The organism is Pseudomonas sp. W2-17 (assembly GCF_041060445.1).
Lineage (GTDB): Bacteria > Pseudomonadota > Gammaproteobacteria > Pseudomonadales > Pseudomonadaceae > Aquipseudomonas.
Map to the genome: position 1 here is coordinate 159,743 of NZ_JAUFNS010000013.1, position 24,019 is coordinate 183,761.

At 60.2% G+C, this 24,019-nt stretch carries 21 protein-coding genes; 10 read left to right on the forward strand and 11 right to left on the reverse strand.

Annotation, left to right across the window (positions count from 1 at the left end; all coding sequences use genetic code 11):
* Positions 1-252 precede the first annotated feature (252 nt).
* The 8 genes from QWI20_RS17655 (at position 253) to QWI20_RS17690 (ending at position 8,665) form a co-directional block, all read left to right on the forward strand.
* Entirely contained in the window at positions 253-1,002 is a 750-nt protein-coding gene (locus QWI20_RS17655; RefSeq protein WP_369306562.1) for a helix-turn-helix domain-containing protein, read from the forward strand.
* 356 nt (positions 1,003-1,358) lie between these two features.
* The gene (locus QWI20_RS17660; protein ID WP_192172921.1) at positions 1,359-2,171 is read left to right on the forward strand and encodes a transporter substrate-binding domain-containing protein; all 813 of its coding nucleotides are present in this window, start codon (positions 1,359-1,361) and stop codon (positions 2,169-2,171) included.
* A 174-nt stretch (positions 2,172-2,345) separates the two neighbouring features.
* Complete coding sequence (locus tag QWI20_RS17665; RefSeq protein WP_369306537.1) at positions 2,346-4,118, forward strand: aconitase X; 1,773 nt, start codon at positions 2,346-2,348, stop codon at positions 4,116-4,118.
* Positions 4,111-4,776, forward strand: coding sequence for an amino acid ABC transporter permease (locus QWI20_RS17670; protein WP_065992814.1), 666 nt, complete (start codon positions 4,111-4,113; stop codon positions 4,774-4,776). The genes QWI20_RS17665 and QWI20_RS17670 overlap by 8 nt, the downstream gene beginning before the upstream one ends.
* Positions 4,777-4,786: 10 nt before the next feature.
* Positions 4,787-5,437: an amino acid ABC transporter permease gene (locus QWI20_RS17675; RefSeq protein WP_282371234.1), complete on the forward strand. Its 651-nt coding sequence runs from the start codon at positions 4,787-4,789 to the stop codon at positions 5,435-5,437.
* Positions 5,430-6,152 carry an amino acid ABC transporter ATP-binding protein gene (locus tag QWI20_RS17680; RefSeq protein WP_065992809.1) on the forward strand — a complete coding sequence of 241 codons (723 nt, stop codon included), beginning with the start codon at positions 5,430-5,432 and terminating at the stop codon, positions 6,150-6,152. Before QWI20_RS17675 ends, QWI20_RS17680 begins: the two co-directional genes overlap by 8 nt.
* Positions 6,153-6,378: 226 nt before the next feature.
* Positions 6,379-7,416, forward strand: coding sequence for a proline racemase family protein (locus QWI20_RS17685; protein WP_369306538.1), 1,038 nt, complete (start codon positions 6,379-6,381; stop codon positions 7,414-7,416).
* Positions 7,417-7,747: 331 nt separating this feature from the next.
* Positions 7,748-8,665: a dihydrodipicolinate synthase family protein gene (locus tag QWI20_RS17690; RefSeq protein ID WP_346630659.1), complete on the forward strand. Its 918-nt coding sequence runs from the start codon at positions 7,748-7,750 to the stop codon at positions 8,663-8,665.
* 215 nt (positions 8,666-8,880) lie between these two features.
* Here QWI20_RS17690 and ttcA read toward each other — a convergent pair whose 3' ends face one another.
* Positions 8,881-9,705 carry a tRNA 2-thiocytidine(32) synthetase TtcA gene (ttcA, locus tag QWI20_RS17695; protein WP_369306539.1) on the reverse strand — a complete coding sequence of 275 codons (825 nt, stop codon included), beginning with the start codon at positions 9,703-9,705 and terminating at the stop codon, positions 8,881-8,883.
* Between the two features lie 318 nt (positions 9,706-10,023).
* Between ttcA and QWI20_RS17700 the strand changes: the two genes are divergently transcribed.
* On the forward strand, positions 10,024-10,626 hold the full coding sequence (locus QWI20_RS17700; RefSeq protein ID WP_369306540.1) for a Yip1 family protein: 603 nt from the start codon (positions 10,024-10,026) through the stop codon (positions 10,624-10,626).
* An 80-nt stretch (positions 10,627-10,706) separates the two neighbouring features.
* Complete coding sequence (locus tag QWI20_RS17705; protein WP_369306541.1) at positions 10,707-11,201, forward strand: SprT family zinc-dependent metalloprotease; 495 nt, start codon at positions 10,707-10,709, stop codon at positions 11,199-11,201.
* Positions 11,202-11,725: 524 nt separating this feature from the next.
* Here QWI20_RS17705 and QWI20_RS17710 read toward each other — a convergent pair.
* From QWI20_RS17710 to QWI20_RS17755, 10 genes are all read right to left on the reverse strand, one after another.
* Positions 11,726-12,907, reverse strand: a complete 1,182-nt coding sequence (locus tag QWI20_RS17710) for a CaiB/BaiF CoA transferase family protein (protein WP_369306542.1) — start codon at positions 12,905-12,907, stop codon at positions 11,726-11,728.
* 183 nt (positions 12,908-13,090) lie between these two features.
* A complete protein-coding gene (locus QWI20_RS17715) occupies positions 13,091-13,558 on the reverse strand; it encodes a hypothetical protein (RefSeq protein WP_369306543.1) in 468 nt (155 codons plus the stop codon).
* A gap of 30 nt (positions 13,559-13,588) precedes the next feature.
* Positions 13,589-13,903 (reverse strand): hypothetical protein, encoded by a 315-nt coding sequence (locus QWI20_RS17720; RefSeq protein WP_369306544.1) that lies wholly within the window; start codon positions 13,901-13,903, stop codon positions 13,589-13,591.
* Positions 13,900-14,355, reverse strand: coding sequence for a hypothetical protein (locus tag QWI20_RS17725; RefSeq protein ID WP_369306545.1), 456 nt, complete (start codon positions 14,353-14,355; stop codon positions 13,900-13,902). The genes QWI20_RS17720 and QWI20_RS17725 overlap by 4 nt, the downstream gene beginning before the upstream one ends.
* On the reverse strand, positions 14,352-14,915 hold the full coding sequence (locus QWI20_RS17730; protein ID WP_369306563.1) for an RHS repeat-associated core domain-containing protein: 564 nt from the start codon (positions 14,913-14,915) through the stop codon (positions 14,352-14,354). The genes QWI20_RS17725 and QWI20_RS17730 overlap by 4 nt, the downstream gene beginning before the upstream one ends.
* Entirely contained in the window at positions 14,836-19,059 is a 4,224-nt protein-coding gene (locus tag QWI20_RS17735) for a DUF6531 domain-containing protein (RefSeq protein ID WP_369306546.1), read from the reverse strand. The genes QWI20_RS17730 and QWI20_RS17735 overlap by 80 nt, the downstream gene beginning before the upstream one ends.
* A 401-nt stretch (positions 19,060-19,460) precedes the next feature.
* Positions 19,461-20,798 (reverse strand): dicarboxylate/amino acid:cation symporter, encoded by a 1,338-nt coding sequence (locus tag QWI20_RS17740; RefSeq protein WP_369306547.1) that lies wholly within the window; start codon positions 20,796-20,798, stop codon positions 19,461-19,463.
* A 298-nt stretch (positions 20,799-21,096) separates the two neighbouring features.
* Positions 21,097-22,440, reverse strand: coding sequence for an ATP-binding protein (locus tag QWI20_RS17745; RefSeq protein ID WP_369306548.1), 1,344 nt, complete (start codon positions 22,438-22,440; stop codon positions 21,097-21,099).
* Complete coding sequence (locus tag QWI20_RS17750) at positions 22,437-23,114, reverse strand: response regulator transcription factor (RefSeq protein ID WP_133777011.1); 678 nt, start codon at positions 23,112-23,114, stop codon at positions 22,437-22,439. The genes QWI20_RS17745 and QWI20_RS17750 overlap by 4 nt, the downstream gene beginning before the upstream one ends.
* A 139-nt stretch (positions 23,115-23,253) precedes the next feature.
* Entirely contained in the window at positions 23,254-23,682 is a 429-nt protein-coding gene (locus QWI20_RS17755; protein WP_369306564.1) for a hypothetical protein, read from the reverse strand.
* Positions 23,683-24,019 lie beyond the last annotated feature (337 nt).

Sequence of the window (24,019 nt, forward strand, 5' to 3'; positions counted from 1 at the left end):
GGGGTGGCGCTCCATCTTGCTCACAAAGACGGTGTTTCGAACGCGGAATATCCAGCGGATGTCTCGGCCCCTTCGCGAGCAAGCTCGCTCCCACAGTTTCTTCGTCTGCAGGGATATCGGCACTCAGAGCGCTGTTCCAAGAGGACTGATTTATTGATACGGCGGCTCCAGTCGCCCACCGACTAGCCGCCGCACCCAACATCCCGCATCATCGATCCCATCCTCAGCCCGGCCCTCCTGCCCGTGAACACGATCGACCTCATCCCCGCCGCGCCCTTGCACGATCTCGACCAACTGCTTGCCAGCCTGGCGTTGGTCGCGCCGCTGTTCGATGCGATTCCCGGGGTGGTGTTTTTCGTCAAGGACGCCCAGGCGCGCTATGCGCTGGTCAACCAGACGCTGGTGCAGCGTTGCGGTTTCAAGGAGAAAAGCCAGATTGTCGGGCTGACCGCCGAAGAAGTGTTCCCTGCCCGCTTCGGCCCGCTGTACACCGCCCAGGACCGCCGCGTGCTGGCCGATGGCAGGCAACTGAGCGATCAACTGGAACTGCACCTTTATTACGGCAATCAGCCAATCTGGTGCCTGACCCACAAGATCGCCCTGCGCGATCGTCAGGGCGCGATCATCGGCCTGGCGGGTATCTCACGGGACCTGCAAATCCTGCAGACGACCCACCCGGCGTATCAGAAACTGGTCGAGGTCGACGCGTACATTCGCGAGCACTTCGCGCGGCCCATCACCCTTGAGCAACTGACAGCCATTGCCGGGCTGTCCATCGCCCAGCTGGAGCGGCACTGCAAACGCATCTTCCAGCTGACGCCCCGGCAGATGATCCACAAGGCGCGGCTGGGTGAGGCGTCGCGGTTGTTGCAGGAAGACCTGTCGATCACCGAGATCGCCCTGCGCTGCGGGTATACGGATCACAGTGCGTTCAGTCGCCAGTTCAAGGCGCTGACCGGTGCTTCGCCGAGTGAGTATCGGGATTCGCAAAGGCGCATCTGAATTGGTTGCTCCCCCTGTAGGAGTGAGCTTGCTCGCGAAGCGGCCGGTACGGACACAACGTCTTTAGCGTCTGACGTGCAGTCTTCGCGGGCAAGCTCACTCCTACAGGGGCGAGTCATCGGGGAGGATGCATTCATGCCGCGGTACACCAACGTGCATCAATGAAGCACGCCGCGCATTCCTGCTCCTTTATGTAACACCCATTCCCTCTCTGAAAACACGCTGCAATCTGCGACCCCGCCGATCCAGAGCCCTGCACGGCGTACTGGCAAAACAGGCACGCTGCGTGCATATCAAATATCGTATACGAAATTACTTATCCGACCGTTTCTCCATCTGCACGCACCGAGGCTTCTATGAAAAACCAAGCAGTCGCCGTCGCCCTCCTCGCAGTCATGAGCTCGTCCTTCATCAACACCGCGCTGGCCGACAAGCTCGATGACATCATCGACTCCGGCAAACTTCGCTGCGCCGTGACCTTGGACTTCCCGCCGATGGGGTCCCGTGATGACAAGAACAACCCGGTCGGGTTTGACGTCGATTACTGCAACGATCTGGCGAAGGTGCTGGGCGTGACTGCCGAGGTGGTAGAAACGCCGTTTCCAGACCGCATTCCTGCGCTGGTTTCAGGGCGAGCTGACGTGATCGTGGCGTCGACCTCGGACACCCTGGAACGGGCGAAAACGGTGGCGATGACCATCCCGTATTTCGCCTTCCAGATGGTGGTGCTGACCCGCGACGACGCCGGCATCAACAGCTACGACGACCTCAAGGGCAAGGATGTCGGCAACACCAGCGGCACGTTCGAAGCCATCGCGCTGGAGAAAGATCAGAAGAAATGGGGCAGCGGCAGTTTCCGCGCCTACCAGACCCAGAACGACACCATCCTCGCCGTCGCCCAGGGCCACATCAAAGCGTCGGTGGTCACCAACACCGTCGCCGCCGCCTCGATCAAATCCGGCAAGTACAAAGGCCTGAAGATTGCCGGTAACGCGCCCTACACCATCGACTACGTGTCCCTTGCGGCCAAACGTAACGAGTACGGGCTGATTCATTACCTGAACCTGTTCGTGAATCAGCAAGTGCGCTCGGGACGCTATGCCGAGCTGTATGAAAAGTGGGTGGGCGGCAAGCCGGTGGACCTGACGGTGCCGGGGGTTTATTACTGAGATCGCTTGATCGTTACGACGCCTCACGATGATCGTTCCCACGCTCCGCATGGGAATACAGCCTCAGACGCTCTGCGTCAAAAAGCGCAACGCGGAGCGTCGCAAGCGGCGTTACCACGCGGAGCGTGGAACGATCAAATTCTCAGGAACCGGTTCATTACTCAGGAGCCCACGATGTCTGAAGTCTCGTTGAACGGGCGCTGTCTCGTCTCCGGCAGCGCTCAGGGCGAATTACTGTACGCCGACGTGTGCCTGAGTTTCTGGGGTGGGGTCGAGCCGTTTACCGGGGAAGTGATCGACCGCCATCACCCCCTCAGCGGCCGGTTCATCAACGGTCGCGTGCTGGCCATTCCCAGCGGGCGCGGCTCGTGCACCGGCAGCAGCGTGTTGCTGGAACTGATCCTCAACGGCCACGCGCCGGCCGCGCTGGTCTTCGAACGCGTGGAAGACATCCTCACCCTCGGCGTGTTGATCGCCGAGCAAATGTTTGGCCATTCGATTCCGGTGATCAGCCTCGGCGAAGCGGGTTTTGCGGCACTGCGGGATGTCGCTTTCGTGCGGGTCGAGGATGACCGCGTGAGCGGCTTTTCCAGCCCACCCCCGCCACTCTTTCGCGATCACCCACTTCAGGCGGACCGCCGCGCCATCAGCACCATCGCCCTGACCGAAACCGACCAGGGCTTTCTCGACGGCGCCTACGGCAAAGCCGCGCAAGTGGCGATGGGCATCATCCTGCGCATGGCCGAGCTGCAAGGCGCAACCGAACTGCTGGACATCACCCAGGCGCACATCGACGGCTGCATTTACACCGGGCCGGCCAGCCTGCGTTTCGCCCGGCAACTGGTGGCCTGGGGCGCCAAGGTCCGCGTACCCACCACCCTCAATTCCATCTCCGTGGACAAGCGACGCTGGCGCGAACTCGGCGTCGACCCGGCCCTCGGCGAGCCGGCCAGTCAGTTGGGCGATGCCTATCTGGAGATGGGCGCGCGGGTGAGTTTTACCTGCGCGCCGTACCTGCTGGACAGCGCCCCGGAGCTCGGCGAGCAGATCGTCTGGGCCGAATCCAACGCCGTGGTCTACGCCAACAGCGTGATCGGCGCGCGCACCCTGAAATACCCGGATTACCTCGACATCTGCATCGCCCTCACCGGCCGCGCGCCGAAGATCGGCTGCCACCTGACCCAACAACGGCTGGCGACCCTGCGCATCGACGTCCCCGAACTGGACGGCCTCGACGACAGCTTCTACCCGCTGCTCGGTTATCACGTCGGGCTGCTGTGCGGCGCCACGATCCCGGTGATCTGCGGGCTTGAGCACAAGGGCCCCACACTGGATGACCTCAAGGCCTTCGGCGCTGCGTTCGCCACCACCTCCGCTGCGCCGATGTTTCATGTCGCCGGCGTGACACCCGAAGCCACCACCGCCGAACTGGCGCTGGACGGGCACGCGCCGGAAAAAACCCTGAGCGTCAGCCCCGCAGATCTGCTGCACAGCTGGCGCGAGCTGAACAGTGCGCAAACACCGGAAGTGGACGCCGTGACGCTGGGCAATCCGCATTTTTCCCTGAGCGAATGCGCGACGCTGGCGCGTCTGTGTGGCAGCCGGCGCAAGCATGACAACGTGGCGATCGTGATCACCTGCGGCCGCGCCACCCTGGAGCGCGCGCAACAAGCCGGCTATGTCGAGACGCTCGAAGACTTCGGCGTGCAGTTCGTCACCGACACCTGCTGGTGCATGCTCGGCGAGCCCGTCATCCCGCCAACCGCGCGCAACCTGATGACCAACTCCGGCAAATACGCGCACTACGCTCCGGGGCTGGTGGGGCGTCGCGTGCATTTCGCCAGCCTGGCCGAGTGCGTCGACAGCGCGATCACCGGTGTCGCCAGCGGGCGCCTGCCAGCCTGGTTGATGGCGGCGCACCAGGCGGAGGTCAGCGCAGATGTTTGATTACAACTTCCACTGGCGCGCGGCGTTCAAGGCCCTGCCCGACATGCTCAACGGCGCGTGGGTCACCTTCGAAACCGCCGCGCTGTCGATGATCCTCGGTGTCACCATCGCGCTGTTTCTGGTGTTCATGCGCCAAGGCAAAAACCGCCTGTTCCGGGGTTTCGCCGCCACCTGGATTTCCATCGCGCGCAACACGCCGTCGCTGTTCCAGGTGTACATCCTGTATTTCGGTCTGGGCTCGTTCGGCCTGCACATCAGTTCGTGGGCCGCGTTGCTCGCCGGCATCACCATCAACAACGCGGGCTATCTGGCGGAGAACTTCCGTGGCGGTCTGAAAGCCGTGCCCGACACCCAGTTGCGCGCCGCCCGTTCGCTGGGCATGAGTGCCCCCCAGGCCTATCGGCTGATCGTCATCCCGCAGTTGCTGCGCATCGTTTTCTATCCGCTGACCAACCAGATGGTCTGGGCGGTGCTGATGACCTCGATGGGGGTGATCGTCGGCCTCAACAACGACCTCACCGGCGTGACCCAGGACTACAACGTCAAGACCTTCCGCACCTTCGAATTCTTCGCCATTGCGGCGGTGCTCTATTACCTGATCGCCAAGCTGATCGTGGCCGTTGCCCGGCTGCTGTCCTGGCGGCTGTTCCGGTACTGAGGAGATGGGCATGTTCGAGAGCACGTTCACCTGGAACGACCTGCAATTCATGCTTCAGGGCGCCTGGGTCACGATTTTGCTGACCGTGGTGTCGATGATCATCGGCACGCTGGCCGGGGTGGTCTGCGGCATGGCCCGCGCCCTCCTGCCGCGCAGCACGATTCCGCTGGCATGGGTGCTGGACGTGTTCCGCAGCGTGCCGTTGCTGATTCAGTTCGTGCTGTTCAATGCGCTGAAAAGCATCGTCGGCCTGAACTGGAGCGCCTTTGCCGTGGCCTGCGTGGTGTTGGGACTGTACGTCACCGCGTACTGCACGGAGATCGTGCGCAGCGGCGTGCTGTCGGTGCCGCTCACGTTGCGTCGCGCCAGCCGTTCACTGGGGCTGACGTATTGGCAGGACCTGCGCCAGATCGTCATGCCGATGGCCACCCGCGTCGCGTTTCCCGGCTGGATCAACCTGCTGCTGGGAGTGATGAAGGACACCGCGTTGGTGATGTGGATCGGCATTGTCGAACTGCTGCGCGCCTCGCAAACCATCGTCACGCGCATTCAGGAGCCGCTGTTGGTGCTGTGCATCGCCGGCCTGATTTATTACGTCATGAGTCTGGTGGTCGCTCGCCTGGGCGCCCGGCTGGAAACGAGGTGGCAGGAAAATGATTGAGATCGACAACGTGCACAAGTCATTCGGCGAGCTTGAGGTCATCAAGGGCGTGAGCCTGCAGGTGAACAAGGGCGAAGTGGTGTCGATCATCGGCGGTTCGGGCTCGGGCAAGTCGACGCTGCTGATGTGCATCAACGGCCTGGAATCGATCAAGAGCGGCAGCATTCGCGTCGATGGCACCGAGGTGCATGCGCGGGGCACGGACATCAACAAGCTGCGGCAGAAGATCGGCATCGTCTTTCAGCAGTGGAATGCGTTTCCCCATCTGACGGTGCTGGAAAACGTCATGCTCGCCCCGCGCACGGTGTTGGGCAAAAGCAAGGCCGAAGCCGAGGCGCTGGCGGTCAAGCAACTGACCCATGTGGGCCTGGGGGACAAGCTCAAGGTGTTTCCCGGCAAGCTGTCGGGCGGCCAGCAACAGCGCATGGCGATTGCCCGGGCGCTGGCGATGTCGCCGGATTACATGCTGTTCGACGAGGCGACCTCGGCCCTCGATCCGCAACTGGTCGGCGAGGTGCTGGACACCATGCGCATGCTGGCCGAGGACGGCATGACGATGATTCTGGTGACCCACGAAATCCGCTTCGCCCGGGACGTGTCGGACCGCGTGGCGTTTTTCCGCAACGGGCTGGTGCATGAGATCGGCACGCCCGATCAGGTGATCGGCAACCCGCAACGGCCGGAAACGGCGGATTTTTTGCGGTCAATCAATTAGGGGTTTGGCTTGAAGAGGGCGTCCATGGAAACCACCACCTGTAGGCGTGAGCTTGCTCGCGATGACTGCATTGCAGGCGCCAGAGAGGTTGCGACTGTACCGGCCCCTTCGTGAGCAAGCTCACTCCCACACGTCATCCAGCGTGATGAGAGATCGAAGGCTCGCCTCATTTTCTGATGAGCCCAAGCAAATCGATACGTATTTTTTTAGAGGAGGGCCTTAGGTCATGCGCTCATCGAAAGTGATTCATGTGGTCAGTTGTCACGCCGAAGGTGAGGTGGGCGATGTGATTGTCGGCGGGGTTGCGCCGCCACCGGGGGAGACGATCTGGGAGCAGTCGCGCTGGATCGAGAAGGACAACGTGCTGCGCAATTTCATGCTCAACGAGCCCCGCGGCGGGGTGTTCCGTCACGTCAATCTGCTGGTCCCGCCCAAGCACCCGAAGGCGCAGATGGGCTGGATCATCATGGAGCCGGCCGACGTGCCGCCGATGTCTGGCTCCAATTCCCTGTGCGTGGCGACGGTGCTGCTGGACAGCGGGATTCTGCCGATGACCGAGCCGGAAACACGCCTGATCCTGGAGGCGCCAGGCGGTTTGATCGAAGCGATTGCCCAGTGCCGCGACGGCAAGGTGACGAGTGTCGAGGTGCACAACCACCCGTCGTTCGCCGATCAGCTGGACGCGTGGATCGAGGTGCCCGGGCTGGGGTCGATTCAGGTGGATACCGCCTATGGCGGCGACAGTTTTGCCATCGTCGATTCGGTGAAGCTGGGCTTTTCGTTGACCGCCGATGAGGCGAAGGATCTGGTGGACACCGGCCTGAAAATCACCAAGGCGGCCAACGAGCAACTGGGTTTCAGTCATCCGCTGAACAAGGACTGGAATCACATTTCGTTTTGCCAGATCGCCGCGCCGGTCAACTTTGACGGCGGCGTGGCCAATGCGGCGAACGCGGTGGTGATTCGCCCGGGCAAGATCGACCGCTCGCCCTGCGGCACCGGGTGTTCGGCGCGGCTGGCGGTGTTGCATGCGAAGGGTCAGTTGAAGGTGGGCGACCGGTTTATCGGGCGTTCGATCATTGGCTCGGAGTTTCACTGCAGGATTCAGAGCGAGACCGACGTGGCCGGGCGCAAGGCAATCATCCCGAGCCTGTCCGGGCGGGCGTGGATCACCGGCACGCACCAGCACATGCTCGACCCGAGCGACCCGTGGCCAGAGGGGTACAAGTTGAGTGATACCTGGCCGGTGGGGTTGAAGCTGTAGATGCTGCGGCTGCTTTCAATAAATGCGAAACCGATTTTTCTGAATGAATGCAAAACCGATTTTTCTGGATGAATGCAAAACCGATTTTTCTGGATGAATGCAAATCCTGTAGGAGTGGGGGGGGGGGGGGGGGGGGGGGGGGGGGGGGCCCCGCCCGCGGCCCCCCCCCCCCCCCGCCGCCCCCCCCCCCCCCCCCCCCCCCCCCGCGCCGCCCCCACTCCTACAAGGGATTGGGGCGGCCTGAAGTATTGGTCAAACGCAGCAATCGTTGGGCGTGATTCGTCCGAAATTAAACGTATACGAAATACCTTTATCCAATCAGGAGTCAATCATGAGCCAGTCCGTGTCCTGGAGCGGGGTCTTCCCTGCCGTTACCACGCAATTCAACGACGATTTCTCCCTCAATCTGGAGGCCACCCATAAGGTCATTTCCAACCTGGTGCGCGATGGCGTGTCGGGGCTGGTGATCTGCGGGACGGTGGGGGAAAACACCTCGTTGAGCGTCGCTGAAAAGATCAGCCTGGTGGAAGCCGCCAAAGACGCCTCGGCCGGGCGCGTGCCGGTGATTTCCGGCATTGCCGAGTTCACCAGCGCCAATGCCAGTGCCGTCGCCAAAGAAGTGCAGAAAGCCGGCGCCGACGGGATCATGCTGATGCCAGCGCTGGTGTACTCGGCCAAGCCTTTCGAGACCGCCACGCACTTCCGCACCGTGGCCGCCGCCACCGACCTGCCGATGATGGTTTACAACAACCCGCCGATCTACAAGAACGACGTGACGCCGGACATTCTTATCTCCCTGGCGGACTGCGACACCATCGTGTGTTTCAAGGATTCGTCGGGCAACACCAACCGCTTCATCGACGTGCGCAACGAAGTCGGCGATCGCTTCGTACTGTTTGCCGGCCTGGATGATGTGTTGGTGGAGAGCGTTGCGGTGGGCGCGGTGGGCTGGGTGTCGGGGATGTCCAACGCCTTCCCGAAAGAGGGCGAAACCTTGTTCCGTCTGGCCAAGGCCGGGCGTTTCGCCGAGGCGATGGCGCTGTACGAGTGGTTCATGCCGCTGCTGCACCTGGATGCGCGTCCGGACCTGGTGCAGTGCATCAAGTTGTGCGAAGCGATCATGGAACGCGGCAGCGCCCTCACCCGCCCACCGCGTCTGGCGCTGCCGGACAGCGATCGGGAATATGTGGAGCAGTTGATGAAGACGGCGTTGGCGAACAAGCCGGTGTTGCCGGATGTGGGGCTTTGATGCCTGCGGTTTTGGGGTGAACGGATTTGCGTGTTTTGGCGTAGATCTATGGTGTACAGACCGGCCTCTTCCCGGCTGAAGCCGGTCCCACAGGGTCGTGCATTCGGCCGGGGACCGGGTTTCAGCCGGGAAGGCGATTCCACGGTTTGAACGCGGTTTAGTGGGACCGGCTTTAGCCGGGAATGCGGTTTAACAGGTTCAACGCGCGTCGAGCCCTACACATTCACCACATTCACAAACCGCGACGCAGCAGTTTCGTCGATGCGCAGGTTGGTGAAGTCGAACAGGTTGCGGTCCGCCAGTTGCGAGGGCTGGACGTTCTGCAGGCTGCGGAAAATCATGTCGGAGCGGCCCGGGGTTTTGCGGTCCCATTCCTGCAGCATGTCCTTGACCACCTGACGCTGCAGGTTTTCCTGGGAGCCGCACAGGTTGCACGGGATGATCGGGAATTGCTTGAAGTCCGAATACGCCTGAATGTCCTTCTCGGCGCAGTAGGCCAGCGGACGGATCACCACGTTGCGGCCATCGTCGGCGCGCAGCTTGGGCGGCATGGCCTTGATACTGCCCTGGAAGAACATGTTCAGGAAAAACGTCTCGACGATGTCGTCACGGTGGTGACCGAGGGCCATCTTGGTCGCGCCGATTTCATCCGCAAACGTATACAGCGTGCCGCGACGCAAGCGCGAACACAGCGAGCACGTGGTCCGGCCCTCGGGCACCAGCTCCTTGACCACCGAATAGGTGTCTTTCTCGACGATGTGGTACTCGACGCCCAGTTGCTCCAGGTACGCCGGCAGAACGTGCTCGGGGAAGCCCGGCTGTTTCTGGTCCATGTTCACCGCGACGATATCGAAATGGATCGGCGCGACTTTCTGCAAATGCAGCAACACATCCAGCAGGGTGTAACTGTCCTTGCCGCCGGACAGGCAGACCATCACCTTGTCGCCCTCTTCAATCATGTTGTAGTCGGCCACCGCTTCGCCCGCGAGTCGACGCAGACGCTTCTGCAGTTTGTTCTGGTTGACTGAAAGGGTGCCCATGGCGCTGGTATCCGCTCGCTGTGGTGGGAAGAGACGTGGGGAAAGGGTCGGCATTTTACGCAAAAAGACCGGCTCGGGTAATGGCTGTCGCGGGTGAAACCGCCGTCGATTACGGAGGGCCCTTGATCGCCAACCGCTATCAACAGCGCCCTTGAACGCCTCAATCGCTCTAACGCATTCGGTTTACAGGTGCTCAGCTTTCTATACTGACCTGAGAGGTCCCAGCCATTTCCCTTGCTCGACTGTGGCCTTGTCCTGACGGCATCTGCAGTCGGGCCTTCGTCGGAAGCGGCGGCACACTTCACGGGAGTAACGGACATGATCCATCACGTCTTGGGGCTGTTCACCCACCCCGATCAGGAATGGCAACAGATACGTGGCGAAGGTGAAGAAACCATCGGCCATATGTACTTCACCCACACGCTGATCCTGGCGGCGATCCCGGCGGTGTCGGCGTACATCGGCACGACGCAGGTGGGCTGGCAGATCGCCGACCGCACGCCGGTCATGCTGACCAGCGACAGCGCGGTGTGGATGGCGCTGATGTCGTACATCGCCATGCTCGCCGGCGTCGGCGTCATGGGCGGCTTCATCCATTGGATGGCGCGCACCTATGACGCAACACCCAGCCTGGCGCGCTGCGTGGCCTTCGCGACCTACACGGCGACGCCGCTGTTCCTCGGCGGACTGGCCGCGCTGTACCCGCACATGTGGCTGGGGATGATGGTCGGGCTGGCGGCGGTCTGCTACACGGTGTACCTGCTGTACGTCGGTTTGCCGGTGTTCATGGGCGTGCACCCGGACGAAGGCTTCATGTTCTCAAGCTCGGTGCTGGCGGTCGGGCTGGTGGTGTTGGTGGCGATCATGGCGTTTACGGTGGTGCTGTGGGACGTCGGGATCGGGCCGGAGTACACGAACTAGAGCATGACCATTCGGCGCCTGGGGTTTTGGCGGTACATGAGCTTTGCGGCATAATCGCCTCCTCTGGAGACCGATGAAGCATGCTCGAACCACTTACCACCCGCGTCGAATCCTGCTACCAACAAGCCGAAGCCTTTTTCAAACGCACCTTCAAACGCCCGGTCGTGAGCGTCAAACTGCGCGGCCAGAAGGCCGGCGTGGCGCACCTGCACGAGAACATGCTGCGCTTCAATCCGCAGCTGTACCTGGAAAACAGCGAAGACTTCCTGCGCCAGACCGTCCCCCACGAGGTCGCGCACCTGGTCGCTCATCAACTGTTCGGCGACACCATTCAGCCCCATGGCGAGGAATGGCAGCTGATCATGCGCGGCGTCTACGAACTCCCGCCCAACCGCTGCCACACCTACGAAATCCAGCGCCGCAGCGTGACCCGCTACATCTACCGCTGCCCGTGCCCCGAGAGCGATTTCCCGTTCACCGCCCAGCGCCACAAGCTGGTGCGCAAGGGCCGGCGCTATCTGTGCAAACGCTGCCGAGAGATTCTGGTGTTCAGCGGCGAGACGCGGGTGGAGTGATTGCCCGCTTTCTCAAGTGGCTGCAAGTAAGTCATCGCGAGCAAGCTCGCTCCCACAGGGTTGGAGTGAACTCGGGACCTTGTTAAAGCCACTGAGGTTGCGCACGAGCGAGTGACCGGGGTGGACTCGGGATCTGGGTAACGCCGCTGGACTTGTGGGAGTGAGCTTGCTCACGAAGAGGCCAGGGCAGTCAGCAATTTTCTCAAGTGGCTGCAAGCAAGTCTTCGCGAGCAAGCTCGCTCCCACAGGATTGGAGTGAACTCGGGACCTTGTTAAAGCCACTGAGGTTGCGCACGAGCGAGTGACCGGGATGGACTCGGGATCTGGGTAACGCCGCTGGACTTGTGGGAGTGAGCTTGCTCACCAAAAGGCCAGGGCAGTCAGCAATTTTCTCAAGGGGCTGCAAGTAAGTCTTCGCGAGCAAGCTCGCTCCCACAGGATTGGGGGTGGACTCGGGACCTTGTTAACGCCGCTGAGGCTGCGCACGAGAGGCCGGGACGTTCGATTGATCCGGCCTTCAGATTTCATCCAAACACCCCTGCCTCCCCCATCGACTCAATCTCCTGCGCGCTGAACCCTGCGTCGGCCAGCACCTGCGCAGAGTGCGCGCCGACGGCCACGCCGATGTGCCGGGGCGCGGGCAGTCCTTCTGAAAACTTCACAGGGCAGGCCATCTGCAGTTGAGCGCCGCCGTCACCCCGTGGCACCTGCGCCAGCATCTCTCGCGCTTGAATGTGCGGGTGCTGAGTGGCTTCGGAGAAACTCAGCACTGGCTCGACACACGCATCGATGCCGGCGAACAGTTCTTGCAGCTCATCAGAACTGCGGCGCTCGAACTCAATTTCCAGCTCACGCTTGAGCGCGGCCTGTTCTTCGGCGGCAGACGAGACCCCAAGCCCCGCCAGTTCCGGTCGGCCTAATGCCGCGCACATGGCGCGGAGAAAACCGGGCTCCAGCCCCCCCACTGAAAACCATCGGCCGTCGCGGCTGCGGTAGTAATCGTAGAAGCTGCCGCCGTTGAGCATCTGCGTCTCCCGCGCGGGCTCAACGCCGGCCGCCAGATACCCCGCGCCCGCCAAGGCATTCAGGCTGAACGCGCAATCGGTCATGCTGACGTCGACGTACTGGCCCTGCCCGGTTTGATGGCGCGCCACCACCGCCGCGAGCAAACCGATGACCCCATGCAGCGAACCGCCGGCGACATCCGCGACCTGCACGCCCAAGGGCAACGGTCCGCTGTCCTGGCGTCCGGTGTGGCTGGCCAGCCCGGCCACGGCCATGTAGTTGATGTCGTGGCCGGCGCGATCGCGGTAGGGCCCGGTCTGACCGTAACCGGTGATGGCGACGTAGATCAGACGCGGATTGATCGCCTTTAATGCCTCGTAGCCAATCCCCAGCCGCTCCATCACGCCCGGCCGAAACTGCTCCAGGACGATGTCGTAATCCGCCACCAGTCGCTTGATCACCTCGATGGCCCGGGCCTGCTTGAGGTCCAGCGCCAGGCTGCGCTTGTTGCGGTTGAGGTAAGCGTGACTGGCTGAAACGCCGTGGTCATGGGGCGGCAATTCCCGCAACAGGTCCGGGCGGGTCGGTGATTCGATGCGCAGCACCTCGGCGCCCATGTCCGCCAGCAGCAGCGAAGCGAATGGCCCGGGCAGCAGCGTCGAGAAATCGAGGACTTTGAGGTATGACAGCGGACCGTGCATGGGGCGTTCTCGGATAGCCAGCGAGGGGATCAGAGTAGGTGCGATTTGCCCATAAAAAAAGCCTGTCCGAGGACAGGCTTTTTCAACAACCCTTACCAACCCTTACCGCTAACGTGTGACCAAGCTAAAGGTAGCCACCCCCCCTTCGACCTGAGAGTAATCTATGGTTTCCGCACTCACCTATCACACCCCAACGGGGTGCAAAAGCTCTCGTATAAACGTCACAAATTCCTGCCTCACCTTTGGAAGAACTCTCTTCAGAGTTATGAAATATAAATAAAGAGGTGTCGGATCACCGGAATCCTCAGCTGCCCACTGTTTTCCGTCCCTGAAACAGAAGATCACGCAGCGAGCAAAAATCGATAATTCTAATTCCTGCGTGCTTCGTGTTCGCTCCATAGCGCAGAGCTTCGAGATGTGAGCTTTCACGATAATATCGTCCACATCCAATTTCACACGACCGACTGAATCGTTCAGAAAAAAAACAAGCTCTAAACGTCTTTCTTCAGCAATCGACCTTATTCTTCCGTCATTCAGCAGTTCCAATAAGAATCTCGCGTACTGGCGCCTTAGCTGGTCGAACGACACTTCCCGAGCTACTAGTTGCGCTTCAAGCTCCTCTATTTCGAGCACTTCTTGATGTTCAATCATCTGAGATCCCGTCCCTCACCCCAAGCCGATTCATAACATGTAAACAGGAGTCGCAAAATGGCAATGGCTTACCATCGTTTCTGACAGCCGTGAAGGTTGCTCCAGCGGTAATTTTTTTAATTGAGCCACGCAACGCACATTATGTTGGTATGCAATCTGACTCAGCACGTCCGCCTCCGCGCACTGGCCGTGGAAATATTTGTTTTGATCATCAGGAGGCACTAAGTCGTAGAATTTTTGAACAGTTGGATGGCGAGCACCTTCACTGCCCGCTTGGGTGCTATAAACCGTAGTAGGCCCTGAGTAAAAAGGGATCAGTCCCCTTTTAACAAGCGTCAACTTCAACCTAACAGTCTTTTAAAAAAACTCACGAATGCGGGGCACACTTCTGGATCTATCTGTTTTAAAAGATAGAGATACAGCAACAGGGGCGTTTGATCACCTGAGTCTTCCTCAACCCACTGTTGCTCTGTGCTGTAGCAGAGAATCGAACACCGAGCCAAGCGTGATAGATCCGAACTCAACGTCCGGTACTGTGCTTCGATGGCCCACAATTCGCCGATAATTTTAACTACCTCATCAGACCCCCTATTAATTCGTGCGGTAGCAGCAGCGTCTTTTAGATACAGCGCTAAGGCCTCCAAGTGTTTTTTATTTGTATCTGGATAGGTCTTCTTGTCCAGCAGATCAAGTAAGAACATCGCATAATGCCTTCTAAGCTGATCGTATGAGATAGCTCGCTCAAGCAACATGCATTCCAAGTTATCAATTTCAGAAATATCTTGATCGCTGATCATTTGGAGAACCCATCTTTAATTCCGAGGACGCTCATCACCTGAGCACATGAAGGACAGAACGGCTGCGGTTTTCCGTCATTTCTGATGGTCGTTGACGTCGCACATTCAGTTAACGCTTTCAGCTCCGCAACTGATTGCACATTATGTGTTCTCGCCAAATGACTAAGCGCGTCTGCTTCGCCGCATAGCCCATGATAATGATCGGTTCTTTTGTCTATCTCGACTGAATCGTAAAGCCCCTCAACTACGGGGTGGTGCGCCCCGCTCCCGCCCGCTGTAGTGCTGTAACCCGTTTGAACCAACGGTGGGCGTACGCGCTTTAGGAGCGTAAAGCTTCCCCTGTTGTTCGGAGTTATTCCCTTTATCCGCTCCAGTCCAAGCGGGTCGATCCAACCTGTTGGATTTGGCACGTAGTGGTAGAGGTTGAGCCCACCACTGTAGCCAATCGGATCCTTGCTGATAAACCGCCCGACCCTTGGATCATAGTACCGATGCCGGTTGTAGTGCAGGCCGGTTTCGTGGTCGTGGTATTGGCCTTGGAAACGGATGGGGTTGGTCAGGCCGACTTGCTGGGCGAACTCTGAGCGCTGTTCTTGCCTCGCCCCACGCTTTGTACTGAGCGCTCCACGCGGTGTTGCCGTTCTGGTCAGTGATTTCCTGCGGTGTGCCGAGGTGGTCGCATTGGTACCAGGCGAGGGCGTCGATCGGCAGTGCGACGGGTTTGTAGGTCCAGAGCGGATCTTCCTTGAAGTTGTAGCGGCCGGTGTAAGTTGGCTGGCTGACGAGGCGGATGGTTTCGTTGCGGATGGCTTGAGCCACCGGCACGAAGGTGCCGGGTTCATGGATGTAGTGGACGGTTCGGCCGAGGGCGCCGGCGTATGGCGGAGGACTGCTTTCCCAGGCGAGGTTGTCGCCGTCCCAGCCGTACAGGGTGAAGCCGCAGCCAAGTTCTCGCTCTTTGCGGGCGTGTTCGTTTTCGTTCCAGCCGGTGCCGGCCTCGGGGCGCGGGCGGTAGTGGGCTTTGGAGAGTTTGTAGAGGCGCCGTCCGAGGGGGTCGTAGCCGAAGTCGACAGTAAGGCGCGGATCTTGGAAATGCACCAGACGATCAAAGAGGTCCCAGTGAAGCTCGCTGCGCAGGCCGTTGGTCCAGCGCTCGGTCTGATTGCCGCGTTCGTCGTATTCGTAGTGGTTGCCTGCATAGTCGCGCAACAGGTTGTCGATCAGTTTGTGGCGGACAGGCTCCGGATCTAACGGACGGCGAACGGGTGCAGCGCTGTCGTTGAGCAGGTTGCTCGCAGGGTCGAAGTCGAAGGTTTCGGTGCCCAAGCGGCTGGTGGCGCTGAGCAGGCGGCTGACCGGGTCGTAGCGATACGAAAGCGGGCCGCGACGGCTGTCGTTGATGTCGGTGAGTTGACCAGCGGCGTCGTAGGTGTAGGCGCGTTTGATAAGCGTGGATTTGTCGTTTGCTCGGCCCAGTAGCTGTTCTTGGAGGCGTCCTGCTGGGTCCCAGTTTTGGGTTTGCAGGAGGTGGTTGCCCTGATGACGGGCGACCTCTCGGTGCAAATCATCGCGCTCGTAACTGAGCAGTTCGTGCTCGTCTAGCTTCAGACCGAGCAGATGGCCACTGCCGTAGGTCAGCCAGCTGACGCGATGGCCGTCCGGGCGAATGGTGGCGACCCGGTTATTGAGCGAGTCGTACTCGTGCTGCCAGACGGCAACCAGTGGTTCTATCAGGCTGCTGTAGTGCTGATGCTCGCGCAGCAGGTTACCGGCCGGGTCATGAAACCATTGCAGTTTGCTGATGGCGTTGGTCGCCATGACCAGATGGCCGTTGCCGTCGTAGGCGAAGTTCTCGCTCTGGGATTTGTCGCCGAGGGTGGCCCGGCGTTCGGTGAGGCGGCCCATCGGGTCGAACGTCAGCGCAATCGTGCGCTGGCCGTTGATAGTCTCGGCAAGGCGCCCGGTTTCCGGATCGTACTGATAGCGGGTCGAGCGCCCGTCGAAACCGCGCTCTTCCAGCAGCCTGCCCACAGGATCGTAGTGAAAGTGGCCGCGGCGTTCGTTTTCGTTTTCCAGCGCAACGAGGCGGCCAAGCTTGTCCCATCGATAGCGCAGGGTTTGCTCGGCGGCGTCGACGCGTTCGGCGATAAATCCCGCAGCGGTGTAACGCCAGGTGGTGCAGCGTTCAAGGCCGTCCGAGTGGGCAAGTAAGCGGCCTTCGGCGTCGCGGCTAAAGCGTTCTTCGGTTTTGTCCGGGTGTTTGATCAACACCAACTGGCCTGCTTTGTACTCGTACGTCGTGCTGTGACCAGCAGGATCTGTGAAGCGGATCATCTGGCCGCGATCGTCGTATTCCCAGCTACTCACCTTGCCCGAGCAGTCGGTGTACTTAACGAGTTGTCCGGCGTCGTTGTAGGCCAACGCCTTCGTGTTGCCGTTGGCGTCCTTGATCGCCGTAGGAAGGCCGAACGTGTTGTAGGCGTACTCGGTGACGTTCTCTAGCGGATCAATCGCTTCTACGAGATTGCCGCGAAGGTCGTATTCCCGTTTCCACAACCCACCCTCGCCATCGCTGATCTTGATCAGATGGCTTTTTTCGTCGTAGGCGTAATTCATCACGCTGTGATCAGCGCGGGTGTGCTCGGTCAGGTTGCTGAGTTTGTCGTAGCGATAGCGGTCAGTACTGCCGTCGGTATGAACGTGGCGGATGATGTTCTTCGCCTGATCACGAAAGATCCATTCCGAACGCCCATCGGCATGACTGATGCGATAGGTGTACCCAAGGCTGTCGTAGTAGTGCCGGGTTTCGTGGCCCAAAGCATCGGTGACGCAGGTCAGGCGGATGTTTTCGTCCCACGCCAGTCGAGTATCGAAACTGCCGTCGTCAGCCCATTCACGGATGGCTTTTGCATCGGGGCCAGAGCCTTGCCATTGCAAGTTCAGGCCGCGATTCGTGCGGTCGGTGTAGCGGGTGATCAGGTGGTTTTGATACTGATAGCGCCAGGCCGAACCGTTCTCATCCTGGGCCAGAACAATGTCACCAAAGTTGTCGTATTGATAGCCACACAGTTGGCGTTTGACGTCGCCATCACGAATTTCCCAAAGGCCCGTCAGACGCCCTTGATCATCAATCAAAGTGCCAAGGCGAAGATGGACTTTGTTGACGTCTTTTTCCGAGTAAGTCACCAACTCGGAAAGAACCATCTGAGCACCGTGCCGATGCTCGTAATGCAGCATCATCCCGGCGCCATTGGGAAAAACCTTGTTGATCAGAACAAAACGGTCACCCCGGCGAACATAGGTCTCCCTATGCTCCAGGCCCCGCATCAGCACCAACCGATCTTTGCTGAGGCGAACGACGGTCAGATTTTCAATGGCGTTGAAGTGAAACAGCTTGACCTTGGGAAGAAGAAATTCATGGCTACGGCCATCGGCGTCGTGGAAGACCAAGCCTTCATCCACACAGTCAAATCGGGTGGTGAACGGAGTGATCCAGCGTGCGCCAATGACGTCCTGATCGTAGGCATCCAGACTCGAACAGTAAGTCCGCGTCCACTCAATCGGAAAAGGCCCCGGCGGGCTGAAATCGGTGTGACTAACCGACTCCGAGCCCATCGCAAAGCTTATGCTCTTGATCGTCGCCGCACAGGCGCAATTCTTCTGTTCGTTAGGCCGCCCCTTGGCAGGCGTCTCCCGCTGAACCTTCTCAAGTTTCCCTTCGCCGGCCTTGCGCTTGGCCTGATTAACCACCCCCGGCGTGATGTTGAAGGATTGCCCGTGCCCATTGCGCGAACGCCAACTGACCACGGCGTCACCCAGCGTGAGCAGCAGCGAACCAATGGAATTCTGAACCCCAGGATCCGCCAGACCAGTAATCCTGGTGCGGAGCTCCGGCCCCATGGCGCGCAACAATTTGGCCTGTCTGACCACCTCCGTCTTAACTGCGTCAGGCACTAAATGCTCGACGGCGCCGTTAACTGCACCCATGCCCGCAGCAACGCAAACATCCGCCGCCGTTGCAAAGATATTGCCAATGGCAGCCTGAGGATCGTAGGCCCAGAGATCGCCTGCGGCATGAACCAACTGCTCCGCCTCAAGCAAATCGGCCTTGGCGTTCAGTTTTGGATCTACCAAGCTCTCCAAGCCAGCAGCGATCTGAAGCAGTACGCCTTCACCCAGCTTCCCCGCATCCTCAAGAATTCCGGGGAGCTTGGTCTGCGCCTGGCTCACAAAGTCATCAAGCGTCCCGACAATCGTGGCATTCAGATGCCCGATCAGAACCTCGATCAGCGCATCCCCCAGCACCATCTTCCCCGCCTGGCGCATCTCCTGACGCACCAGAAACAGCATCGGCCGCAGCGTCATTCGCGCTGCCGCCATGCCCGGCGGAAGGGGGATCATGCCAATAAGATTGATGCCTAAATTGACCCAGTCCAGCGGGTCGCGCTCGTCACTGGTCGCCAGCCGAACGATGTCATTAAGCGCATCGACCAGCGCCATGATGTTGCCCACCACCGGCAGCCCGCCGGCCACAGTCCTGATCCGCTCAAGCGAAACAATCCCGCCGCTGATCTCCCGCAGCCAGGCATCGACATTGGCCGCACCAAGACCAACGTCTTCGACCTGGATCAGATCAAGCGGAACAACCGCCACCTGAGGTTCGCGTTTCTCGCCGTCAACGGGCAGATTTAAGGGGGGCGCCAAGGATGCTCTCCGTGCTTAAAAAACCATCCGAAAAGGCGTGAATGCCAATCCGGGGGCGACGGAGGTATCAAGGCTTATGCCAACTGGAAATTAGCCAAGCAAAATCAATAGGTTAATAACTAAAACGGCGGATTTCAGCGAACGCCAACCCGGATAACAAGGCGAAAGTGCGCAAGATATTGCGCACCTCTGCGCAACCTCTTGCGCATTCTTCTACAGGCCACGAACGACGTGGGGTGTAAACCATTTTTCATCCCATTTTCAACAAATGAGTGCGCAACTTCTTGCGCAGTAGGTGTAGCGCCGGTCGCGTATAACGCGAGGAAATAGGCATAAAAAAGCCTGTCCGAAGACAGGCTTTTTCAACAACTTTTACCGCTAACGCGTATTACGAACGCAGCTTACGAACGTACAACAGGGGTAGGTGCAGTCTCAGCCACACCCAGGTCGTCGGTCGGGGCGGTGTTGTCGATGGCACGACCACCGGACGCCAGCTCGGACTGCATCTGCGGAACGTCCAGCTCACCGACCCACTTGGCGACAACCAGGGTTGCCACGGCGTTACCGCACAGGTTGGTCAGGGCGCGGGCTTCGGACATGAAGCGGTCGATGCCCAGGATCAGCGCCAGACCGGCAACCGGCAGCGTGCCGACGGCAGACAGGGTGGCGGCCAGTACGATGAAGCCGGAACCGGTCACGCCTGCCGCACCTTTGGACGACAGCAGCAGCACCAGCAACAGGGTGACCTGATGGGTGATGTCCATGTGGGTATTGGTGGCCTGAGCGATGAACACCGCGGCCATGGTCAGGTAGATCGAGGTACCGTCGAGGTTAAACGAGTAGCCGGTCGGGATCACCAGACCTACTACGGATTTCTTCGCGCCCAGACGCTCCATCTTGATCAGCATGCGTGGCAGCGCCGACTCGGACGACGAGGTACCCAGCACGATCAACAGTTCTTCGCGGATGTACTTGATCAGCTTGAGGATGCTGAAGCCGTGAGCGCGAGCGATGGCACCGAGCACCACCAGCACGAACAGCAGGCAGGTGATGTAGAAACACAGCATCAGTTGGCCGAGCTGCACCAGCGAGCTGACGCCATAGGCACCGATGGTGAACGCCATGGCACCCAGCGCGCCCAGCGGGGCGAGCTTCATGATCATGTTGATGATGTTGAACATGATGTGGGCGAAGCGATCGATGAAGTCCAGGATCGGCTTGCCGTAGGCGCCAAGGCGGTGCAGGGCGAAACCGAAGATCACCGAGAACATCAGCACTTGCAGGATGTCGCCGTTGGCGAACGCGCCGACGATGGTGTTCGGGATGACGTTGAGGATGAAGCCGACGATGCTCTGGTCTTTACCGGCGGTCACATAGGCCGCGACCTTGGAAGCGTCGAGGGTGGACACGTCGATGTTCATGCCGGCGCCCGGCTGAACGACGTTGACCACGATCAGGCCGATGATCAGCGAGATGGTCGAGACGATTTCGAAGTAGAGCAGCGCGTAGCCGCCGGTCTTGCCCACGGATTTCATGCTCTGCATGCCAGCGATGCCGCTGACGACGGTGCAGAAGATGATCGGTGCAATGACCATTTTGATCAGTTTGATGAACCCGTCACCCAGCGGTTTGAGCGTTACGGCAGTTTCGGGATACCAGTGACCGAGGGCGATACCGACGATGATCGCGACGATCACCTGGGCATACAGGGATTTATAGATGGGCTGACGAGTCGTCATTGCAGTTTCCTCAAGAGCATCGGTCTGCAACATTCCGGTTGCAGAGACGCCTAAAGTGCGAACCCTCCTGCTCGGAGGGATTTGTTTTTGTCGAGTTGCGCGCGGCAGACCTCTGCCCAGTGCATCGCAAGCACCGTGCCAGAGTTGTTAAATCGTGTGACAGGCCCGGATTCCGTGAACCGGCTGGTTAACGATAGACCCGTGGGCCGAAAGAGGATGGCGGTTTTCCGCCGTTTGACGGCAAATCATCCGCCACACTGGCGGGTATCCGCCTTGATAGGAGTGCCAGGGACGGAAATTAAATGGCGAACTGAATGCGGAACGCCGCGCCGCCCAATTCCGAATCGCCCAGGGTGAGCCGCGCGCCGTAGCTCTCGATGATGTCCTTGACCACCGCCAGACCAATGCCCTGCCCCGGGTTTTGCGTGTCCAGCCGCTCGCCGCGTTCGAGAATCCGTGCGCGCTGGCCTTCCGGGACGCCGGGGCCGTCGTCTTCAATGCACAGCTCGTCGCCCATCATCGATGACCGCCAGCTCACGCGCACTTCGCCGAGACACAGGCGATAGGCGTTTTCCAGCAGGTTGCCGAGCATTTCCAGCAAAGCGCCCTCTTCCATTTGCACCTGACAATTGTCCGGCAGGTCGAGCACGACCTTGACGCGCTTGTCGCGGTAGACCTTTTCCAGCGTGTTGCACAGGCTCTGCACGACGGGTTTCAGGGCCACGTGATAGCGCACCAGCCCGCTTTTTCGCAGGCTGGCGCGTTGCAATTGGTAGCTGATCTGCTGGCTCATGCGCTCGATCTGCGATTGCAGAATCCGCGCCTGCTCCAGGTCTTCCGGCCGTTTGGCGATCTGCTCGCTGACGCCTTGCAGCACCGCGAGCGGGGTTTTCAGGCTGTGGGCGAGATCGTCGAGGGAGTCGCGGTAACGAATGCGTTGCTCACGTTCGCTGCGCAACAGGCGGTTGAGGGAGTCGGTCAGGCGCAGCAGTTCGCTGGGGTGTTCTTCGCTGAGGCTTTCCCGCGAGCCCGCCTCGACCTGATCCAGTTCCTGACTCATGCCCCGCAGTGCACGCAGGCCCCAGGTCAGCCCGCCCCACAGCAGAATCAGCAGGACCAGCAACGCGCCGCCGAAACCCAGATAGAGTTTTTCGCGCAGGCCGGAGATGGTTTCCTGGTATTCGCGCACTGGTTGCAAGGCGACGATGCTGAAGGCGGCATTGCGCCCCCCGAGCAGTTTGATTTCGACGTCGTAGACGAAGAACTCTTCGCCGTTGGGTTGGCGGATCTTGGCGAATTCGTTGCCGCGGCCGTCGTAGCGCGGCTGGTAGTCGATGGCTTCGTCTTCGGTGGCCCGGGAGCGCCACACCAGTTTGCCGGCGCGGTTATAGATGTAGCCGAGCAAACGGCTGTCGGGCAGGGCGAACTGCTCGCCGGGCAGTAACCACGGCATCAGCAGGTGGTCGTCTTCGACACGGGCGGCGGAGATCAGCGTGGTGACGTCGGACGCCAGACGTTTTTCGATGGAGCTTTCCAGCGCCAGGCTGAAAGCGCTTTGCAGCGCCGGCAGCATGAGGAGCATGAAGATGACCGCAAGGGTCGCGGCGCCCAGCATCAGACGCAGGCGCAGCGAACGAATCATGTACAGCGCTCGGTAAACAGGTAGCCCAGGCCGCGCACGGTGTCGATCGGTTTAAAGCCGGCCGGCCCTTCCAGCTTGCGCCGCAGCCGGCCGACCAGCACTTCGATCACGTTCGGATCGCGCTCGTCGTCATCGGGGTACAGCTGCTCCATCAGGCGTTCCTTGGGCACCACTTGCTGGTGGTGGCGCATGAGGTATTCGAGAATCCGGTATTCGTAGGCGGTCAGCGCCAGCGGCTGTTCGTCCAGGGACGCCTGCTTGCGGTTGAGGTCCAGGCTCAGCGGGCCGGCAACGATGGTCGAGTGGGTGAAACCGCTGGAACGGCGCAGCAAGGCGTTGAGACGCGCTTCGAGCTCTTCGAACTGGAACGGCTTGACCACGTAGTCGTCGGCGCCGGCGGCCAGGCCTTCGACTTTGTCTTGCCAGTTACCGCGCGCGGTCAGGATGAGGATCGGGAACGCCTTGTTCTGCACGCGCAGTTGACGGATCAGGTCGAGACCGCCGACACCCGGCAGGCCCAGGTCGATGACCGCCAGATCGTGGTTGAACTGGCCCGCCTGATACAACGCTTCCTCGGCGTTGCCCACCGCTTCGACGACGTGACCGCTTTCGGTCAGGCGGGTCTGCAGGTGGTGACGCAGCAGGGCTTCATCTTCGACAACCAGCAATTTCATGACGCTCTCCCAGGCAAAGGCAACCCTCTTTTTTCAAGAGTTTCAACGACGCTGCCGAGCGCGTGCAGTGTGACGAGCCCGGCAGCGATTGTGCAATCCAGACACCGCGAAAAACAGGCTGGCGGCTTATAAAATTGGCTTATAAAACGTGGTGGACGGGTAAATAGGTGTGCTGACTCTCGCTCAGACTCAGCGAGGGCGGTTGCTGCACGGTGCGGACCGGTAAGCGGGTATCGAACAGTTTAGTCGTACTTGGCGATGACATTTGCACAGCGAAAGTGGCCGGAAGGTTCGCCGTTGACAGGCTCACGCCGTTGACGCGAGCGGTGGGATTTCCGTAGCCGGTGGCGTAGGGATCATCCAAAAGCTGCTGGCTGAACGTCTGGCTCCAGCCGCCGACTTGAGTGCCGGTGGCAAGGCTGCGGCGCAGGCCGTTGAGGCGGTCGGCGCGTTCGGTGTTCTTGCCGAAATCGGTGCGGGACACGTCCGCGTTGCCATCAGCCGCTTGCGCCGCCGCGCTGCTGCCAAGAAACGCCAGCGCCAGAAAGAGCTTGTTGAACGTCAGCATGAGCAGGTCCTCCGGCGCCAGGCGCCTTGTTGGGTACGGTTTTGAGCATACGCAGCCAGCGCTGAACCCCTCCTGAACATGTACTGGACCAGAGCATTCGTCAGCAAGCTGACTCCCACAGGTTCTGTGCTTGCCCCTGAACTCTCGGGGCAACACACATCTCCTGTAGGAGCGAGCTTGCTCGCGAATGATTTCCTCCTGTGCCATCCACCTCGCCTGATTCACCGCATTCGTCAGCAAGCTGACTCCCACAGGTTCTGTGCTTGCCCCTGAACTCTCGGGGCAACACACATCTCCTGTAGGAGCGAGCTTGCTCGCGAATGATTTCCTCCTGTGC

Coding starts and splice junctions, on each gene's coding strand:
- QWI20_RS17725 (WP_369306545.1), bottom strand. CDS start 14,355: ATGATCAGCGATCAAGATATTTCTGAAATTGATAACTTGGAATGCATG.
- QWI20_RS17755 (WP_369306564.1), bottom strand. CDS start 23,682: ATGCTGACGTTCAACAAGCTCTTTCTGGCGCTGGCGTTTCTTGGCAGC.
- QWI20_RS17750 (WP_133777011.1), bottom strand. CDS start 23,114: ATGAAATTGCTGGTTGTCGAAGATGAAGCCCTGCTGCGTCACCACCTG.
- QWI20_RS17680 (WP_065992809.1), top strand. CDS start 5,430: ATGATTGAGATCGACAACGTGCACAAGTCATTCGGCGAGCTTGAGGTC.
- QWI20_RS17715 (WP_369306543.1), bottom strand. CDS start 13,558: ATGATTGAACATCAAGAAGTGCTCGAAATAGAGGAGCTTGAAGCGCAA.
- QWI20_RS17675 (WP_282371234.1), top strand. CDS start 4,787: ATGTTCGAGAGCACGTTCACCTGGAACGACCTGCAATTCATGCTTCAG.
- QWI20_RS17710 (WP_369306542.1), bottom strand. CDS start 12,907: ATGCACGGTCCGCTGTCATACCTCAAAGTCCTCGATTTCTCGACGCTG.
- QWI20_RS17685 (WP_369306538.1), top strand. CDS start 6,379: ATGCGCTCATCGAAAGTGATTCATGTGGTCAGTTGTCACGCCGAAGGT.
- QWI20_RS17700 (WP_369306540.1), top strand. CDS start 10,024: ATGATCCATCACGTCTTGGGGCTGTTCACCCACCCCGATCAGGAATGG.
- QWI20_RS17745 (WP_369306548.1), bottom strand. CDS start 22,440: ATGATTCGTTCGCTGCGCCTGCGTCTGATGCTGGGCGCCGCGACCCTT.
- QWI20_RS17690 (WP_346630659.1), top strand. CDS start 7,748: ATGAGCCAGTCCGTGTCCTGGAGCGGGGTCTTCCCTGCCGTTACCACG.
- QWI20_RS17705 (WP_369306541.1), top strand. CDS start 10,707: ATGCTCGAACCACTTACCACCCGCGTCGAATCCTGCTACCAACAAGCC.
- ttcA (WP_369306539.1), bottom strand. CDS start 9,705: ATGGGCACCCTTTCAGTCAACCAGAACAAACTGCAGAAGCGTCTGCGT.
- QWI20_RS17740 (WP_369306547.1), bottom strand. CDS start 20,798: ATGACGACTCGTCAGCCCATCTATAAATCCCTGTATGCCCAGGTGATC.
- QWI20_RS17660 (WP_192172921.1), top strand. CDS start 1,359: ATGAAAAACCAAGCAGTCGCCGTCGCCCTCCTCGCAGTCATGAGCTCG.
- QWI20_RS17665 (WP_369306537.1), top strand. CDS start 2,346: ATGTCTGAAGTCTCGTTGAACGGGCGCTGTCTCGTCTCCGGCAGCGCT.
- QWI20_RS17670 (WP_065992814.1), top strand. CDS start 4,111: ATGTTTGATTACAACTTCCACTGGCGCGCGGCGTTCAAGGCCCTGCCC.